Annotated in this window: 20 protein-coding genes, 1 pseudogene and 1 riboswitch; of the genes and pseudogenes, 15 read left to right on the forward strand and 6 right to left on the reverse strand. The window is 43.7% G+C overall.

Annotated features, from left to right (window positions below):
• Positions 1–23: 23 nt before the first annotated feature.
• The 5 genes from BLP80_RS05000 to BLP80_RS05020 all read left to right on the forward strand — a co-directional run bounded on the left by BLP80_RS05000 (position 24) and on the right by BLP80_RS05020 (position 3374).
• Positions 24–1271 carry an O-antigen ligase family protein gene (locus BLP80_RS05000; protein ID WP_090540746.1) on the forward strand — a complete coding sequence of 416 codons (1248 nt, stop codon included), beginning with the start codon at positions 24–26 and terminating at the stop codon, positions 1269–1271.
• 65 nt (positions 1272–1336) lie between these two features.
• Complete coding sequence (locus BLP80_RS05005; RefSeq protein WP_090540829.1) at positions 1337–2026, forward strand: O-methyltransferase; 690 nt, start codon at positions 1337–1339, stop codon at positions 2024–2026.
• Positions 2027–2127: 101 nt separating this feature from the next.
• Entirely contained in the window at positions 2128–2385 is a 258-nt protein-coding gene (locus tag BLP80_RS05010) for a DUF2024 family protein (protein ID WP_090540748.1), read from the forward strand.
• A 49-nt stretch (positions 2386–2434) separates the two neighbouring features.
• Positions 2435–2950, forward strand: coding sequence for an invasion associated locus B family protein (locus BLP80_RS05015; protein WP_090540750.1), 516 nt, complete (start codon positions 2435–2437; stop codon positions 2948–2950).
• 79 nt (positions 2951–3029) lie between these two features.
• Positions 3030–3374 (forward strand): arsenate reductase family protein, encoded by a 345-nt coding sequence (locus BLP80_RS05020; RefSeq protein WP_090540752.1) that lies wholly within the window; start codon positions 3030–3032, stop codon positions 3372–3374.
• Between the two features lie 82 nt (positions 3375–3456).
• On the opposite strand, the gene rplS is transcribed toward BLP80_RS05020, so the two are convergent.
• The 4 genes from rplS to rpsP are packed head-to-tail and all read right to left on the reverse strand — an operon-like array spanning position 3457 to position 5469.
• The gene (gene rplS, locus BLP80_RS05025) at positions 3457–3843 is read right to left on the reverse strand and encodes a 50S ribosomal protein L19 (protein WP_090540753.1); all 387 of its coding nucleotides are present in this window, start codon (positions 3841–3843) and stop codon (positions 3457–3459) included.
• 26 nt (positions 3844–3869) lie between these two features.
• Positions 3870–4646, reverse strand: coding sequence for a tRNA (guanosine(37)-N1)-methyltransferase TrmD (gene trmD, locus BLP80_RS05030; protein ID WP_090540755.1), 777 nt, complete (start codon positions 4644–4646; stop codon positions 3870–3872).
• Between the two features lie 15 nt (positions 4647–4661).
• On the reverse strand, positions 4662–5237 hold the full coding sequence (gene rimM, locus BLP80_RS05035; RefSeq protein WP_256324963.1) for a ribosome maturation factor RimM: 576 nt from the start codon (positions 5235–5237) through the stop codon (positions 4662–4664).
• The gene (rpsP, locus tag BLP80_RS05040; RefSeq protein WP_090540759.1) at positions 5200–5469 is read right to left on the reverse strand and encodes a 30S ribosomal protein S16; all 270 of its coding nucleotides are present in this window, start codon (positions 5467–5469) and stop codon (positions 5200–5202) included. The genes rimM and rpsP overlap by 38 nt, the downstream gene beginning before the upstream one ends.
• 197 nt (positions 5470–5666) lie before the next feature.
• Here rpsP and BLP80_RS16145 point away from each other — a divergent pair.
• The 9 genes and pseudogenes from BLP80_RS16145 to BLP80_RS05080 form a co-directional block, all read left to right on the forward strand.
• Positions 5667–5918, forward strand: a pseudogene (locus BLP80_RS16145) (4Fe-4S dicluster domain-containing protein); the annotation flags it as partial.
• Positions 5919–5963: 45 nt separating this feature from the next.
• Positions 5964–6956, forward strand: a complete 993-nt coding sequence (locus BLP80_RS05045; protein WP_256324964.1) for a (Fe-S)-binding protein — start codon at positions 5964–5966, stop codon at positions 6954–6956.
• 41 nt (positions 6957–6997) lie between these two features.
• On the forward strand, positions 6998–7624 hold the full coding sequence (gene coq7 / locus BLP80_RS05050; RefSeq protein ID WP_090540831.1) for a 2-polyprenyl-3-methyl-6-methoxy-1,4-benzoquinone monooxygenase: 627 nt from the start codon (positions 6998–7000) through the stop codon (positions 7622–7624).
• Positions 7625–7728: 104 nt separating this feature from the next.
• Positions 7729–8289 (forward strand): YqgE/AlgH family protein, encoded by a 561-nt coding sequence (locus tag BLP80_RS05055; protein ID WP_090540763.1) that lies wholly within the window; start codon positions 7729–7731, stop codon positions 8287–8289.
• Positions 8282–8800: a Holliday junction resolvase RuvX gene (ruvX, locus tag BLP80_RS05060; RefSeq protein WP_090540765.1), complete on the forward strand. Its 519-nt coding sequence runs from the start codon at positions 8282–8284 to the stop codon at positions 8798–8800. The genes BLP80_RS05055 and ruvX overlap by 8 nt, the downstream gene beginning before the upstream one ends.
• Positions 8787–9296 carry a bifunctional pyr operon transcriptional regulator/uracil phosphoribosyltransferase PyrR gene (gene pyrR / locus BLP80_RS05065; RefSeq protein WP_090540767.1) on the forward strand — a complete coding sequence of 170 codons (510 nt, stop codon included), beginning with the start codon at positions 8787–8789 and terminating at the stop codon, positions 9294–9296. The genes ruvX and pyrR overlap by 14 nt, the downstream gene beginning before the upstream one ends.
• Positions 9293–10243: an aspartate carbamoyltransferase catalytic subunit gene (locus BLP80_RS05070; RefSeq protein ID WP_090540768.1), complete on the forward strand. Its 951-nt coding sequence runs from the start codon at positions 9293–9295 to the stop codon at positions 10241–10243. The genes pyrR and BLP80_RS05070 overlap by 4 nt, the downstream gene beginning before the upstream one ends.
• A gap of 68 nt (positions 10244–10311) precedes the next feature.
• Positions 10312–11586 carry a dihydroorotase gene (locus BLP80_RS05075; RefSeq protein WP_090540833.1) on the forward strand — a complete coding sequence of 425 codons (1275 nt, stop codon included), beginning with the start codon at positions 10312–10314 and terminating at the stop codon, positions 11584–11586.
• Positions 11587–11783: 197 nt separating this feature from the next.
• Positions 11784–13886 (forward strand): M3 family metallopeptidase, encoded by a 2103-nt coding sequence (locus BLP80_RS05080; RefSeq protein WP_176754269.1) that lies wholly within the window; start codon positions 11784–11786, stop codon positions 13884–13886.
• A gap of 80 nt (positions 13887–13966) precedes the next feature.
• On the opposite strand, the gene BLP80_RS05085 is transcribed toward BLP80_RS05080, so the two are convergent.
• Positions 13967–14557 (reverse strand): PEP-CTERM sorting domain-containing protein, encoded by a 591-nt coding sequence (locus BLP80_RS05085; RefSeq protein WP_090540772.1) that lies wholly within the window; start codon positions 14555–14557, stop codon positions 13967–13969.
• Between the two features lie 227 nt (positions 14558–14784).
• A complete protein-coding gene (locus BLP80_RS05090; protein ID WP_090540774.1) occupies positions 14785–16629 on the reverse strand; it encodes a S8 family serine peptidase in 1845 nt (614 codons plus the stop codon).
• A 95-nt stretch (positions 16630–16724) separates the two neighbouring features.
• Positions 16725–16806, reverse strand: a riboswitch (cyclic di-GMP riboswitch).
• Between the two features lie 211 nt (positions 16807–17017).
• Between BLP80_RS05090 and BLP80_RS05095 the strand changes: the two genes are divergently transcribed.
• Entirely contained in the window at positions 17018–17815 is a 798-nt protein-coding gene (locus tag BLP80_RS05095; protein ID WP_176754270.1) for an MlaA family lipoprotein, read from the forward strand.
• Positions 17816–17866: the final 51 nt, after the last annotated feature.

A 17866-nucleotide genomic window follows, 5' to 3' on the forward strand; every position in this document is an offset into this window, starting at 1 on the left:
TTTATTAATGACTGATATTGCAAATGCGTGAAAATAGAATCGGTCTTTTTTCTCTGGAGGGGAGAATATATACGAATGGTTGGCGTGACCTCTTTGCAAGAGGCGCACTCATCTTCTTCTGTATGGCGCTATGGCAAAAGTGGTCGCTTTTTTATGCCTTCTTTGTTCTGGCATTTGCTTGGATAATTGATGGAGGATTCCAGAAATTCAGCGGACTGATGAAGGAGCCTTTGGTTCTGGGCATACTAATATTTTGTGGCGTAATGGCTCTGGGGTTATTCTGGGGCGACTATTCTGATACGGCCCAGAATAAATGGAAAAAATATTTCATTCTTCTAACATTTATTCCTTTTCTTTCCTTGTTGAATAAAGAACGATTGCCGTGGGTGATAGCGGCTTTTCTGACCGGATGCTTTGGTGTGCTATTAACAGGTATCTACCAGTGGGCAATTTTAGGGGGGCAGGGGGTGCCGTTTTTTGAGCTCTCATACCTTGCTTTTTCAGCAATGTTGGGAGTTGGAATCATATTGATGGCTTTCATCGGGAGTACCTGCCGGGTAAGGGGGGTAGCAATATTATGTTGGTCTATTGCATTTTTATTGCTTTTTCTCCAGTTTAATCAGAGTGCAAGAGGGTTACTGTTAGCTACGGTATTGGCTCTTTTGCTTTTAATTTTTCTACGTTATCGATCGCAAGGGAAAGTATTTCTTGGTGTTTTAGCTTTAATAATGACTGCGATTCTCTTGTTTGCTATGAGTAGTAATGTTTTTCAGGAAAGATTAGAGCTCGTAGAAAGAGATCTGAATTCGATCTTGCAAGGCAACTATACAACTAGCTTGGGATATCGTCTCGCAATATGGGATGTCGGAATGCATGGTATCGCGGAGCGACCTTTTTTAGGGCACGGAACAGGCATGCCGGAAATATATTTTGAAAAGACCATACCAACCTACAAGAATGGGATATATAAAAATTTGCCGGAGTTTCAAAGAACTTCGCATTACCATAATGACTGGATTGAGATCGGTATGCATGTAGGGGGGCTAGGTATTTTTGCGCTAATCTTTCTGCTGTGGAGTTGGTTCCAAACATTAAAGACCCACAAATTGAGAGTGCTAGGAGCCGTATTGATTTGTTATATATTTCTGGCAGGATTGGCAGATACATTTCTGCTTTACAATAGGATACCGATCATACTGTTAATCGTCACGGCGATTGTGATTTGCTGGCAACGACCAATAACCGGAACACACAATCAGCTAAAAATATAAAAATACGCAGAGTGATCTAATTTTAGTTTAAATTTAGATTCTTTGTGCTTAAGGAAGGGGAGATGATGGCCAATATACAGCCTCCAACAGTTGAAAATCCAGAAATTTTGCTTCCGGTAAATCCTGCGATTGAAAAATATATGCGTAGCCTGGTAAGACAAACTGATCATCCGGTATTGATTGAAATGGAAGCCTTGGCACAACAGAAAAATTTTCCAATTGTTGATCGTTTGGTGGGAATTTCTTTGGAAGTACTGACAAAAATGATTAGCGCTAAACGTGTGTTTGAGTTTGGAAGTGGTTATGGTTATTCTGCTTACTGGTTTGCTAGAGCAGTGGGCCCTGGGGGAGAGGTGATCTGTACTGATGGTAATGCTGATAATAAGGTGAAAGCAGAGCAATATCTATCTGCAGTCGGTTTATGGGATAGGATAGATTTCCAGGTTGGCTATGCTCAGGAAGTCTTCTTGCAGACTGAAGGTTTGTTTGATATCTGCTACAACGATGTCGACAAAGGTGAGTATCCTAAAGTATGGCAAATGGCAAAAGATCGAATTCGCCCGGGGGGGTTATATATAGCAGATAATGTGCTTTGGCATGGACGAGTTGCGGTAGAAAATTTTACTGACATTGTTTCGGGATGGACAGAAGCAATCCTCACGCATAATCAGCTGATTTTCAATGATCCTGAGTTTGATGCTTTTATCAATCCAACGCGTGATGGTGTTATTGTGGCACGACGAAAAATGGCATAATAAAAAGTGTGAATAAAAGATCAAAGTGAAGTCATTTGAAGTCATTCTATAGTAATTAATTAACTAACTAACTTATTTAATTTGTTCAGAAGGGAGTGTTTATGGAAATTCATGTTTACGATACTTATGTGAAAGCTAAAGATGGGCATATCATGCATTTTGATGTATTTACTTCAGTAAGAGATGAGAAGAAGGCGATTGAATATGCTAAACAATGGCTGGCTTCGATCGGGGAAGGAGATGCAGTTGTTACTAGCAAGGAATGCAGATTCTGTCATAGCCAGGGTGCACCTGCTGATGTTATTGAGGCAATCAACAAAGATGGTTATTTCATATATAAAATGGAAGGCTGTAATTAATCAGGGCAGTGCGAAGGGGATAACCGATAATTTTTAGGATTTTTATATAATGAGACTGACTTTTATAAAGCGATTTACTTTTCTGATTACGCTCATAACGAGCGGATGGGCATATGCAGCTGATCCAAAAGTGATTGGTGAATTTAATGACTGGACTGCTTATGTCTATATGGAAGGTAATAACAAGGTTTGTTATATGGTTAGTAAGCCTAAAAAAGAAGAAGGAAGCTATACCAAGCGAGGTGATGTTTTCGTTCTTGTTACTCACCGGCCTGCAGAAAAAAGTAAAAATGTCTTTAGTTTTGTTGCTGGATATCCATTCAAACAAGGTAGCGAAGTAACGGTGGGTATAGGTAATCAGAATTTCAAGCTTTTTACTCAGAATGAAACAGCCTGGGCACCTGATGAAGCAACTGACAATAAAATAACCAATGCGATTCGTAATGGTAGTTCATTAGTTATCAAAGGGGTGTCTGTACGAGATACAGCAACGACGGATACTTTTGGATTAAAAGGATCATCTTCTGCCTATGGCGCTATTTCTAAAGAATGTGGTATCAAGTAAACATTACTCTAATTAATAAAATTTAGGGTAGTTATTATGTTCTTCTACTGAATTGCTGTTTACAAACAGAAAAAATAATATGAATGACAAAATAACTATTTATCAGAAACCTACTTGTAGTAAATGTAGAGCGGCACTGACACTACTGAATGAGAGCGGAAAAGAGTTTGATAGCATCAATTATTACGAAAAATCTATGACAATAGAGTTGTTGCGCGAACTCACTCGTAAGTTGAATATGTCAGTACGTGATATTTTGCGTACAGACGAGCCTATGGCCCGTAGTACAGGGTCTGCAACTGATGAGGAATTGTTACAGTTGATGGTGGAGAATCCGGATCTGATTCAACGTCCTATTGTAGTGCGAGGTGATAGGGCGATATTAGGCCGACCACCAGAGAATGTGAAAAAAATTTTGGAGTAATAAAAAGTAATACTTGTTTGTCAAATAAAAAAGGCGGTGAAAGCTTGGTGCCGCCTTTACAAATAACTGCAAAAAATAAAGTCTATGCTCCCGTAACGCTGGTTGCTCCGCTACGAGCAGGAAGTTTCTCGCGGATTCTCGCTGATTTACCAGAACGATTTCTCAAATAATAAAGTTTTGCACGACGCACATCACCACGACGTTTGACTTCGATACCGGAAATCATCGGTGAATAAGTCTGAAAAGTACGCTCGACACCCTCTCCACTGGATATTTTGCGTACAATGAAAGATGAATTAAGGCCACGATTACGTTTGGCGATGACAACACCTTCATAGGCCTGAATACGCTTGCGATCACCTTCTACTACATTGACGTTGACTATAACTGTGTCGCCAGGGGAGAAATTCGGGATAACTTTACCAAGGCGTGCTATTTCTTCTCGCTCTAATTGTTCGATTAGATTCATTTTTTTCTCCTAGTATTTTTATGAGGTTAGTTTATTCTAAAATTTGGTGTTCGTTTGAATTCTTCTAATAATTCTTCTTCTTCCTTGGAGATACCTTGTTTGTATTTGAGTTCCAATAAATCGGGTCGTCTTAACCATGTTTTACCAAGGGATTGCTGCAATCGCCAGCGATCTATTTTTGCATGATCTCCTGAGAGTAAAATACTGGGCACGGAATCCCCGCGATATATTTCTGGCCGTGTATATTGAGGAAACTCTAATAAGTGATTGGAAAATGAATCCTCCCTAGCTGAATTGGGGCTACCGAGTGCGCCAGGAATGTGCCGTACTATGCTATCAACTAAAACCATTGCTGCCAGTTCTCCGCCTGAAATGACGTAGTTCCCAATTGAAATCTCTTCGTCTACCTGACGCATGATTATTCGCTCATCAATTCCTTCATAGCGGCCACAAAGTAATATCATTCCTTCTAATTTAGTTAATTGTAAAACTTTTTCATGATCAAGAAGCTTGCCTTGGGGAGAAAGATAAATTACTTTTGTTTCGTTTATTCCTTCTGATAGCTGCCTTATCTTGGCTCGAGTTATGGCCTCATCCAGAGGGGGGGCGAGCATTATCATGCCTGGTCCGCCACCATAAGGGCTATCATCTACTGTGCGGTAGTTATCTCTCGCGAAACTGCGTGGATTCCAGGTATGCAATCGAAAAATTTCGTTCTTGCTTGCTCTACCTGTTATGCCATATTTTGTAATGGCATCAAACATTTCGGGAAATAGTGTGATGACATCGATTTCAAATGACAAGATTCTCGTTCCCTGTCAGTAGTCTAGTCCCCAATCAACTGTTATTTTGCGAGCTTCTAAATCTATATCGACAATAACCTGATCAATAAAAGGTATCAATCTCTCTTTCTGGTCTCCTCTCACAGATTGAACCTGCAATACATCGTTGGCTCCCGTTCTTAATAAGCCAATAACGTTTCCAAATTCTTCGTTCTGTAAATTAAACACACTTGTTCCTATTAAATCCGACCAGTAGTAACCATCTTTGCCATTCTCGGCTAGGTGTGGCAATTGGTCACGAGGAACTGCAATTTGCATTCCTTTTAATTGTGTTGCCTGGATTCGATCATGACATCCTTCAAATACAACGACCAATTTGTCGTTATAAACACGGTATGACGCAATATTTATTGCGGACCAAGTGTCATCACCTTTGCTTAGCCACCATACGGGATGAGCAAGTAGGCTTTCGATATGCTCAGTATAGTGCGATATCTTAACCCAGCCTAGAATGCCAAAAGGGCCTATAACGTGGCCCATAGGTACCATGCATTCAGTTGCGTATTGATTGATATTAGCTTTCTTGTGTAGTAACTTCTTGTTGCGTGCCAAACTGCTTTACCAGTCTTGTTACAGTATTGGATAATTGAGCCCCTTTGGATTGCCAGTGCGCTAGCCGGTCCATCTGGATACGCAGTGCTTCTTCATCTCCAGTTGCTCGTGGATTATAAAAACCGACGCGTTCAATGAATCTGCCATCGCGCCTGCAACGAGAATCTGCAACTACCATATTAAAAAAAGGCCTTTTTTTGGCGCCGCCGCGCGCCAGTCGAATAATAACCATATTTTGATCGCGTATTAACAAATTGAACTTAAAAACATGCAATTCTATGGCAATTTTCTGTGGCTTAGCAAGTTAAAAAAATAAAAAATGAAAAACTTATTTGATTAACATGGTCTGAGAGATGTATTTCTGTTTATTTTTCATTTTTGATCTTTATAGAAGAAATTTAATAACAAGATTATTTAGAGGGAGTGGGCGTGCACACTAAAGATGATTTCCTGGTTAAACCTTCTCGATCTGACTTACTGGCGGAAGCAAATCGATGTGTTTCTTGCGGGCTTTGTCTGCCGCATTGTCCAACATATCGTTTAACATTGTCGGAAGCTGATTCTCCGCGAGGACGTATTGCCATGATCAGTGGGGCTGCAAGCCGGCGTATTCCAATGAATGCACGTTTCACTTTACATATAGATCGGTGTTTGACCTGTCGTGCTTGTGAGGTGGTTTGTCCCAATCATGTAGCCTATGGCCGGCTAATTGATGAGGCGCGCGTCATGATGACAATACCGCCATCAGGCTTAATGAAGGGGGGAGTAGCAAGAAAAAGAAACTGGTTCAGGAGCTTGTTAGAGAGAGTGTTTGTTGATAAATCAAAGCGTTTTGATGTTGTGCGTCCACTTATGTATTTATTCCAGAGAATTGGCTTGCAGGAGAAGTTACAGCAATTAAGTATTGTAAAAGGGACTAGACTTGGGCTGTTACTGTCAAAATTGCCATTGATTCACTTTCCTCTTCATAGATGGCAAGAAACTTATCCAGCAATTGGAAGGGAGTGTGGAGAAGTGGCCTTATTCCTGGGTTGTGTAGCACGATTAGTCGATATCGAAACGAATATTTCAACAATTTATGTGCTTAACAACCTGGGTTATACAGTGCATGTACCCAACTCACAAACTTGTTGTGGAGCGTTGTACCAGCATAGCGGTCGAATAGCTGAAGCAGCAGATTTAATTCAGCGCAACAAGAAAGCATTCTCTGGTTTGAACATAAAAGCGATTATCAGTACAGCGTCCGGGTGTGGTGCGCATCTGACAGAGTTTTACTCTCAGTATCAGGCAGAAAATTTTTCTGCCCCGATAGTTGATATCAACAAATTTCTGGTGGAACAGGATTGGAGCGAAGTCAAAATTACAGCTTTGCCAAAAAAAGTAGTTGTACATGATCCATGTAGTATGCGTAATGTATTGCGTGCTTCAAGTTACCCTTATCGACTGCTGGCGCATATCCCAGGTATTGAAATTATGGAGCTTGCCGGCAATAACTTCTGTTGTGGTGCGGCGGGCACCTACTTTCTTGATCAGCCAGAAATCGCAGAATCATTACTGAGCGATAAAATGGCAGCATTAGACAGAGCAGAAGCGAACTATCTAGTGACATCAAATATTGGCTGTTTATTACATTTCACTAGTGGTTTAAGGGATCAAGAGAAAAAATTAGAGGCATTGCATCCGGTAACGTTGCTAGCTCGGCAAATAGGTATACAATGATAAAATAAATGGTTTGCTTATACATTATTGGAATTGATGTCGTGCTGAATATAGATAAGTTCATTATTGGTTTTGATAACGCATTACGTACACTGATGGTGCCAGCCCAAACATTACGCGCTGTACCAGGAAAGAATCTGCCAGAAAATGAATTAACTGATGAGGAAAGAAAGGAATCATGTGCATTGATGCGCGTTGATCATGTTGGAGAAATATGTGCGCAGGCTCTTTATCAAGGACAGGCGATGACCGCACGAAATCAAGAGGTTCAAAATGCATTGGTACAGGCTGCACGTGAGGAAACTGAGCATCTGGCCTGGACAGAACGTCGTATTGCTGAATTAGGTGGTCGTAAAAGCTTGCTTAACCCATTATGGTATGGAGGATCTTTTGCAATTGGCTTGGTGGCGGGGGTACTCGGTGATAAATGGAATCTCGGTTTTCTCGCGGAAACAGAGCATCAAGTCGAGGCGCATCTCGCAGAGCATTTGCAGCGGTTACCTCATCAGGATTTGAAAAGTCGCGCTATTGTTGCGCAAATGAAAATTGATGAAGCTTGTCATGCAACGATGGCAATATCACATGGCGGCATGGAGTTGCCATTACCGGTGAAACTGGCTATGAAAATGAGTTCAAAAGTTATGACGCAAACGGCATACTGGGTTTGATGAGAAATATTAGGAAGAAGTGGGAATTAATAATAGTTTTATGTTTCAGATTGATCATATAGTGTGATTTGCGATTTCGCATAAGTAGTAAAGAGGTCTTTATTATGAAAAATATCAACCTGACAGATCATTTTCTGATTGCTATGCCTAATATGTCCGATCCTTTTTTTGCTAAAACCCTTACTTATATTTGTGAGCACAATGAAGACGGGGCGGTAGGGCTCGTTATTAATCGCCCTACAGAATTTACTTTGGAGAAATTATTCGAGCAACTTGGTATCCCCTTTGCTGACTCATTGCCAGCAGGGCGATCTGTAATGTTTGGGGGGCCAGTACAGATCGACAGTGGATTTGTGCTGCACCAGCCTGTGGGGAAGTGGAAATCTACGCTAGCGGTCAACCAGACAGTAGGGTTGACGTCTTCTGTTGATATTTTAGAGGCTATTGCAAGTTGCGAGGGCCCTGAACAAATGCTGGTTGCATTGGGTTATTCAGGATGGGCACCTGGACAGATCGAGCAAGAATTGATCCAGAATGCCTGGCTGACTGTTCCGGCTTCTTCCAGTATTATTTTTGGAATGTCTTTTGAAGAAAAATTGTCTGCTGCAGCACGGTTGCTGGGAATCGATTTCTCTAATTTATCGAATGAAGTCGGGCATGCATAACTCGGATAGCAGTATTCAAACGACATTAAGAATTGGTAGCTTCACAGATAGATATGAAAATGGATCGGGAATTGTGGAAAGATTGCCAAGTGGTACAGTGCTGGCTTTTGATTTTGGAAAGAAGCGCATTGGGGTCGCAGTGGGAGAACATGGGCTGCGGTTAGCCCACCCGCTTACCACCATTCATTGCGAGATGACCAAGCAACGCTTTGAAGCGGTTGCCAAATTGATTGAAGCCTGGCAGCCCGTGTTACTGGTGGTTGGATTACCAACCCATGCTGACGGGATGGAGCATGAACTCACCCGATTAAGTCAACGATTTGCGCGGCGTTTGGAGGGGCGTTTTGGGATTAAATCGGTCCTGGTAGATGAACGCTATACGACCATTACTGCCAGATCTGCACTGGGGGAATTGGGTATTAAAGGAAAGAAACAAAAAACCATGCTGGACCAGATTGCAGCACAACATATCCTGCAATCCTTTTTTGATTGCGACTATGCAACTACCTGATGCTGAGCAATTACTGGCTGATTTAACGGAACAGCTACGCCCTGATGTTGATGAGGCTGTCGCAATGATAGGCATCCATACGGGGGGTGTATGGGTGGCAAAACGATTGCATCAAGCATTGGGAATCAGTATACCGCTTGGTGTATTGGATATTTCTTTTTATCGGGATGATTACAGTAAGATTGGTTTGCATCCTCAAGTCAAGCCGTCAGATTTGCCCTTTGAAGTTGAAGGGAGTCGTATAATTCTAGTTGATGATGTGCTTTATACGGGAAGGACAATTCGAGCTGCCGTGAATGAGATATTTGATTATGGGCGGCCTGCCTGCATTCATTTGGTTACATTGATTGACCGGGGAGGTAGAGAGCTTCCTATTGCGGCTCAATATGTGGGGGCGGTATTGCCCTTGCCAGCAGATAAAATGCTGGAATTAAGACAGGAAACTGATGGCAAAATGAGTCTTGGCTTGCGCGAAATTCGTCTTCCAGAAAAATGAACAGAAACCCGCAGCTAAACAAGCACGGTGAGTTGCAACACTTATTGACTACCGAAGGATTGCCTGTTTCCATTTTGCTGCATATTTTGGATACAGCGGAATCTTTTGCTGGTGTTACTGAGCGGGAAGTCAAAAAAATTCCATTACTGCGTGGAAAATCAGTTTTCAATCTTTTTTTTGAATCCAGTACCCGAACCCGGACAACCTTTGAGATCGCTGCCAAGAGACTGTCAGCGGATGTGATTAATCTCAATATCGCAGTTTCTGCGCAATCCAAGGGTGAGACGTTGCTGGATACAGTCAATAACCTTTCGGCCATGCATGCAGACATGTTTGTAGTTCGGCATTCGCAGAGTGGCGCGGCGCACATGATAGCGAATCATGTGCGCTCAGAGATTCATGTCATCAATGCTGGCGATGGGCGTCATGCTCATCCGACACAAGCATTGTTGGACATGTTTACCATTCGCCGTTACAAAAAAGATTTTCATAACCTTCGGGTAGCGATCGTTGGAGATATTTTGCATTCAAGGGTGGCGCGCTCGCAAATCCACGCGCTGACTACGTTGGGCGTGCCCGAGGTTCGCGTCATTGCACCCAAGACTTTATTGCCTAGCAAGGTTGAGCGCCTGGGTGTGCATGTTTATCACGATATAGCTCAGGGATTGAAAGATATCGATGTATTGATAATGTTGCGCCTGCAAAATGAGCGTATGTTGGGAGCAAGCTTACCGAGCCCTGAAGAATATTTTAAATATTATGGGCTTACTCAGGAGAAATTATCGCTGGCCAAGCAGGATGCGATAGTCATGCATCCTGGGCCAATGAATCGCGGTGTCGAGATTGATTCGGCGGTAGCTGATGGGAAGCAGTCAGTCATTTTGCCGCAAGTGACATTTGGTATTGCGGTACGAATGGCGGTCATGTCGATTCTTGCCGGAAATTGATGAGTTCCTTGAGCTGATATCTTGATTTCGGGCTATTCACGCATAACAGATTGCAGTTACCTATGAATATTAATATTCACATCAAAAATGGACGCCTTATTGATCCAAAAAATGGTATTGATACTGTCAGCGATCTTTATATTGTCAGGGGTAAAGTTGCTTCGCTAGGAGCTATTCCTGCGGGTTTCCAAGACTGCCGGGTGATCGATGCTGCTGGATTGATTGTGTGTCCAGGTTTGGTCGATTTGTCTGCACGCTTACGTGAACCCGGGCTTGAATACAAAGCTACCTTGGAATCAGAATTGAAAGCAGCCGTGGCTGGGGGTGTCACTAGTCTAGCTTGCCCGCCTGATACCGATCCACCGCTGGATGAACCAGGGTTGGTTGAAATGCTCAAGCATCGAACCAAGAGTCTAGATCAAGTGCATGTCTATCCGGTGGGGGCACTGACACAAAAGCTTAAAGGTGAGCGTTTAACGGAAATGGCTGAATTGCGTGATGCGGGATGCGTTGCCTTCAGTCATGCCGATGCACCTCTGGCTAATTTGCATGTCTTGATGCAAGCGATGCAATATGCGTCGACTTTTGGTTTTAGTGTTTGGTTACGTCCCCAAGAAGTCAGTCTCGCCAACAATGGTGTGGCGCATGCTGGTGAGATTGCAACCCGACTTGGCTTACCGCCCATTCCGGTTTGCGCAGAAACAATTGCTTTGTCGAATATCATTTTGCTAACCCGGGAAACGGGTGTGAAAGTCCATTTATGCCGAATTTCCAGTGCGGAAGGGGTGGCCATGGTACGTGCTGCCAAGCAACAAGGATTGCCTATCACTTGTGATATAGCAATCAATCATGTCCATCTTACGGAGATGGATATCGGTTTCTTTGATACCAATTGCCATCTTGTTCCACCATTACGAAATTTGCATGATCGAGATGCCCTTTGTGGGGGGCTCATTGATGGCACCATTGATGCCATTTGCTCGGATCATGCGCCTGTGGATGATGATGCCAAGTTATTGCCTTTTGGGCAAACTGAGGCAGGTGCTACGGGACTGGAATTATTACTGTCGCTAACATTTAAGTGGGCAACGACCATGAATATCCCGCTGATCAAGGCGTTAAATACGGTTACGCTAGCACCTGCCAGGGTGCTAGGCATAGATGGGGGCCATCTAACTCCTGGTGCGCCAGCTGATATATGCATTTTCGATCCGGAAGAATATTGGAAAGTGACTGCCTCGACGATTCAAAGTCAGGGTAAGAATACGCCATTCTTGGGCAGGGAATTACCCGGACGGGTAAAATTTACGCTGACCGATGGCAATATTGTGTATGAAAGTTAATTTTCTGGAGAGATGATAAAAATCGGCAAACGGGATAAAGTGCGGCGGATAACAGTACATGGGTATATAGAGAAGTGACCGCGACGCACTGCCATGATTTTTTACATAGTTTTTAATACTTTTTTAACCTAACAAAGGGTGCTGCCAATCATATTGTGTTGGCATCCAAAAAATAATTATCTTAAACGAATATCATCATGAATCCTTTACTCGATTTTTCTGGACTGCCTCGTTTTGCAGATATTAAGCCGGAGCATATCACGCCCGCAGTGGAAGAATTGCTGCATGATTGCCGGGAGGTGATTGCCAGGGTGCGTGCCGCGACAGCGCTGCCTACTTGGCAGGATTTCGTGCAACCCATGATTGATACAAATGAACGATTGTCACGTGCATGGGGGCAAATATTGCATTTGAATGCCGTAATGAATAGCCCTGAGTTGCGTGAAGCTTACAATGCCAATTTGCCAAGTATTACTCAGTATTATGCCGGACTGTCGCAAGATCAGGCATTATTCGAGAAATTCAAGCAATTACGGAATAGTGACGAGTTTGGGGGGCTCAGTCGTGCTCGGAAAAAGATTGTTGAAAATCAGTTACGTGATTTTCGTCTGGGGGGGGCCGAGCTGGCTTCCGAAAAGAAAACACGTTTCATGCGTATTCAGGAGGAATTATCAGCGCTTTCTGCAAAATTTAGCGATAATTTGCTTGATGCGACCAATGATTTTTTCTTATTAATAGAAAATGAAAATGAGCTCTCGGGCATTCCTGGTGATGCACTGCATGCTGCCAAAGAGGCTGCCGAGAAAGATCCGGCTATTTCCATACCCGGCTGGAAGTTCACTTTGCATGCACCTTCCTATTTGCCCGTTATGCAGTATGCCGATGACCGGGCATTACGTGAGAATATGTATCGTGCCTATGTGACCCGGGCGAGCGAAATTGACAGCCTTGCTCACGGGGCATCCAACTGGGACAACATGCCGCTGATTAATAAGATCCTTCAGTTGCGTCATGAAGAAGCCAAAATGCTGGGGTTTGATTGCTATGCAGAGGTTTCCCTGACGCCTAAAATGGCCGAATCACCCAGGCAAGTGCTGAATTTCCTTGGAGAGCTTGCAGCTAAAGCTCGGCCCTACGCAGAGCGTGATCTGGCTGAGTTGAAGCAGTTTGCTGCAGCCAAACTGGGACTGGAGAAATTAGAATCGTGGGATCTGGCCTATGCCAGTGAAAAGCTGCGGATGGAGCGTTATGCTTTTTCTGATCAGGAAGTCAAACAATATTTTCCTGAAAATAAAGTCTTACCGGGTATGTTCAAACTAGTGGAAGCGCTCTATGGCATTAGCATTACTCAGGTAGCGCCATCATCTGATATTCAATGTTGGCATCCGGATGTAAAATTTTTCGACATTCGTGATGCCAAAGGTGATCTGATTGGTCAATTCTATATCGATCTCTATGCGCGCCCAAGTAAGCGAGGGGGAGCATGGATGGATGATGCCATTACCCGGCGCCGGATTGAATTGACAGGAACCGAAAAATCAGCGATACAGACGCCTGTTGCCTATCTGACTTGCAATTTCTCCGCACCAGTGACGGTTGATGGGCAGTTACGCCCAGTTTTGTTTACTCACGACGAAGCGATTGTATTGTTCCATGAGTTTGGTCATGGCTTGCATCATTTATTAACCCAGGTTGAGGATCTCGGGGTTTCAGGAATCAATGGCGTGGAATGGGATGCAGTCGAGTTGCCAAGTCAATTCATGGAAAATTTCTGCTGGGAATGGGATGTACTGAGCCATATGACTGCGCATGTCGATAGCGGTGTGCCATTACCTCGGGAGCTATTCGATAAAATGCTGGCTGCCAAGAACTTCCAAGGTGGTTTGCAGACGCTGCGTCAGATTGAATTTGCTTTGTTCGACATGCATCTGCATTATGACTTTGACTCCCATGGTGAAAAAACGGTGCTGCAATTGCTTGAGGAAATTCGTAGCCAAGTTGCCGTAGTTATTCCGCCTGCATTCAATCGTTTCCCGAGCAGCTTTTCGCATATTTTTGCGGGTGGCTATGCGGCCGGTTATTACAGCTATAAATGGGCGGAAGTTTTGTCTGCTGATGCCTACAGTCTGTTTGAAGAAAATGGCGCGGATCAGGTGGTTAATGCTAAAACAGGGGAACGATTCCGGAATGAGATTCTGGCGGTAGGGGGAAGTCGTCCTGCACTGGAGTCCTTTATTGCTTTTCGCGGTCGTGAGCCGAAAATAGATGCACTATTACGCCACAGTGGCATGGCGGTCTGATAACCCATCAACTTTCATAAAAAAAGCGCCAATTGCTTGGCGCTTTTAAAGGAAGCTTCCAGTTTTATTTAGTTTTTTGATTAAACCCAATTACGGCGACGGGCAAAAACCATGCTCATCAACCCAGCACCCAATAACAATAGGCTGGCAGGCTCTGGCACTTCACTGCCACCACCACCGCCACCGCCATTTGTGCCAACATAGTGACTCAATCTTCCAATATTGCAACTATTTGGACTTCCATTGATGCCACAATCGCCTCCAGTTAAATTATTTACTTGACCATTTGACCAGACGAGCTTTGTCAATTCGCCTATGTTTTGAAAAACATAGTGAGTATCTAGTGATGAATTATTAGGTACTCCAAATTTCAGCAGAAAGAAACCGGGCTCTTCCGGAGCAACATCGATATACCAAGAATCAGTCCCATTGGACAGAGCAACCAGACTAGGATTAATTGTATCAATCTTAAAGTCCAGAGTTAAAGTGTTGTCGCCAGTTGCATTTCTGATAAAAGCAAGTTCATCTGCGTCACCAGAGCTAGGCAATTCCAGTGAACCCTGTTTGGCTGAATCTAAAAATGTGTCAATTGTGAAGGCATGAGCAGTCGCTATGCTTAGCGACACTGCGATAATTGATCCCATTACACCGATTACTAATTTTGATTTCATTATTTATTCTTATTCCCTTATATTTGAAAGCAGATTATTTAAGGAATCCTCCTTATATAAAATATAAAGCATGAACCATGCCTGATATGTAATAGTATGAATTTAAGAGTATTATTGCTGTTGCTTGGAATCGACACGATTCTTGGTGTAAATATTTCCGACAACAATAAAAAACGCCCCGAGGGGCGTTTTTTATTGTTCAAATGAAAAATGAGGCTTCTTAATTCTTAATTTTGCACATTAACTGTCTGGCTCGTTTTATTTCCGTCTGAATCAGCCGCTTCCACCGTTACGGGCAACCAAGAACCTCGCGGCGCACTTCGCCAGGTATCCCAAGTGTAGCTGAGTGAGCTACTATAGCTCACAGCGACTTCACTACCGTTAATGAGCAAACTGATTCGGGTGATTGCTTGGTCATCGTTCGCTGTTGCACTCACTTTCTGTTTGTGGGAGACTTTCATGCCATCAGCCAAGTTGAAGGACGTAATAACTGGTCCGTCCGGATTGTCTTGTGAGGTTGATGACACGGCATTTTTAACGGTTACCGAGACGTTGGTTGAGGTACCTTCATTTCCAGCGGCATCATAAGCGCGTGCGGTAAGATTATAGGTGCCATCGGTAAGTTTTGTGGTATCCCATGCAAAGGAATAGGGTGCTTGATTGTCGGTAATGATTTTCTGGCCATTGACATATAAATCAACCCGGACGACACCTTGGTTGTCGGAATAATTGACATCAATCGCAACGATACCCGATACCTGTTGCCCGCCGGTTGGCGAGGTAATGCTGATAATCGGTGCTTGGCTATCCACGCTGATCTTCGTCCAGGCGGCCTTAACTGCTTTGGCGGCATCAATACGTCCATAACCGTAGTACTGATCATAGCTGATTGTGCCTAGATCAATCGCAGTGGATTTGAGAATTTGATCGATATCTGCAGGCATTAGATTGCTGTTGGCTGACAGCATCAGTGCTGCTGTGGCGGCAACAATCGGACTGGAAAAGGAAGTGCCCGATACATAGCCGTAACCACCGCCTCGAGTAGTGGTATAAATACTGACACCGGGGGCTGTAAAATCTACGAAAGGTCCATAGCTTGACCAGCTGGCGCGTACGTCGCTGCTGCTGGTGGCGGCAATGGCTAGCAATGAGTCGCTGGCTGCATAGTTGAGATAGCCGCCGGTATTGCCAGCAGAAACGATGACGACCCCACCTTTACTACGCATGTAATTCGCAGCCGATTGCACTGTTAAGCTGCCAGCAGCACCAGAATAACTGATGTTGGCAACTTTGGCGCCATTATCGGCTGCCCAGCGGATACCGCTTGCCATTGCACTAAAATAGGCATAAGCATTGGCATCTGCGATACGTATCGGCATGATTGAAGCGCTCCAGGCTACGCCTGCGCTACCTGTGCCATTATTGGCCGAGGCTGCTGCAACCCCGGCAGTTTTGGTGCCATGGCCATGTACATCAGTAGTATCAGCATTGTTGTTGTAGATATTCCATCCGGGTACCATATTGGCGGCCAGATCAGGGTGGTTGCTGTCTACTCCGGTATCGAGTATAGCGATGGTGATTCCATCTGCGTTGGAAATATCCCAAGCAGTGGGAGCGCCAATTTTTGGCAGCGCCCAACTGCTGCTGAATGTAGGATCTGTTACGGTCTGATCGGCAGCAACCAGCATATCCAGTTCAACATTCTTAAATCTCCGATCCTTCTTGAGTTTGTTAAGGACTTTGACTTCATCAACACCATCTGGCAGATCATATATGAGAACGTTCAGTCCTTCTAGCCGATGTTTGGCTTTGATTCCGCCATGTGGCTTGAATGCATTGTCGGATTCCTGCTCGGGTAGGCCCGCGCGAGGCAGCACCAATAAACGTCCCTTTGCCCAGCTAGTTACAGGTTCGGTGTCGACTGTTTGAGCTGCAACTGATTTTTTTTCTTCGATTACTTCTGCATGACCTATATCGATAAAGCTTGCTAGAAGAAGGGCAGTTAAGATGATTGATCGAGTAATGAAAGAAATGCTGCCGGGAGTGTAGCGATGATTTTCAGGATTCTGCATAGAGATGCTCCTTGATGGTCAAAATAAAATCAAAATACTGACTCAGGTAACGGAGTAAGCGCTTAATTAAAGAGAAGTGATGCCGTTCTCAAAATTTTGGTAGCCTCACTATCTTTATTTATATAAAGACTGGAAGCTTGGAGTTGCTACCTCGCGATGGGTTAGCCTTTGTCGGTTACTACTGAATTACGGTAGCAATCCGTTGAACTTTAGTTCTGGTATTTGGCTGAGAAACTCTTTGTTGAATGAGGGGGTGTTAATAGCTGTGCCCATTTTGAACATGACTAAATTAATTAAGAGAAGGTGAGAGGGCTGCCGGCGAGGATGTTGTCGCGATTACATAATTATGGCAAGATGGCCTGCTCACAAATAAAAACGAATGTAAAAAATGACCTTGTATCGTTATAAATTTCTGGTTTTGATGTTATTGGGGTATATGCTGATTGGGTGCGCCTCGGTTGAGAATAATAAACGAGATCCACTGGAATCAATGAACCGGGCAGTATTTGCATTTAATGAAAAGTTTGAAGAAATTATATTCGATCCCGTTGCACGAGGTTATCGAGCAGTTACTCCAGATCCTCTTGAGATGATTATCGGGAATGTTTTTTCAAATTTCAGCGATGTGGTGATTACAGCCAATGCGTTACTACAATTGAAGTTTGATACTGCGGCAGCCAGTGCAGCTCGGGTACTGGTCAACACAACATTCGGTGTATTTGGAATCATAGATATCGCCAGCGACATTAGTGCAGTCAGTGATATTAATATTAATAAGCGTAATGAGGATTTTGGTCAGACGCTCGGTCGTTACGGAATTGGACCTGGTCCTTATCTCGTATTGCCTTTCTTAGGTCCCAGTTCAATACGTGATACTGTGGGAATTGCAGTGGATAGTTCTTTTTTTCATCCGATTTGGTCGATATACCCTGACTTTGATTTTCTGACCGTTCGTTTCCCAACTTCGATGGGATGGGCTGTTGATGCGCGTGCTCAGATGCTGGACACGGATAAAACCCTTGAAGAAGCAGCGCTAGATAAATATGAGTTTGTACGCGACGCCTATCTGCAACGACGGAGAAGTCTGGTCTATGATGGTAATCCACCTCCAGATGAGAGCTTTGAGGCTAATGAGAATGGAGAGGTTGAGGAGGATGAGAACGGGGAAGGTGAGGTGATCAAATAATTCTCAGCAAAAAAGATGAGTTGGTGCAAATGGAGAATTGTTTGTGAGATT

The organism is Nitrosomonas sp. Nm132 (assembly GCF_900100485.1).
Lineage (GTDB): Bacteria > Pseudomonadota > Gammaproteobacteria > Burkholderiales > Nitrosomonadaceae > Nitrosomonas.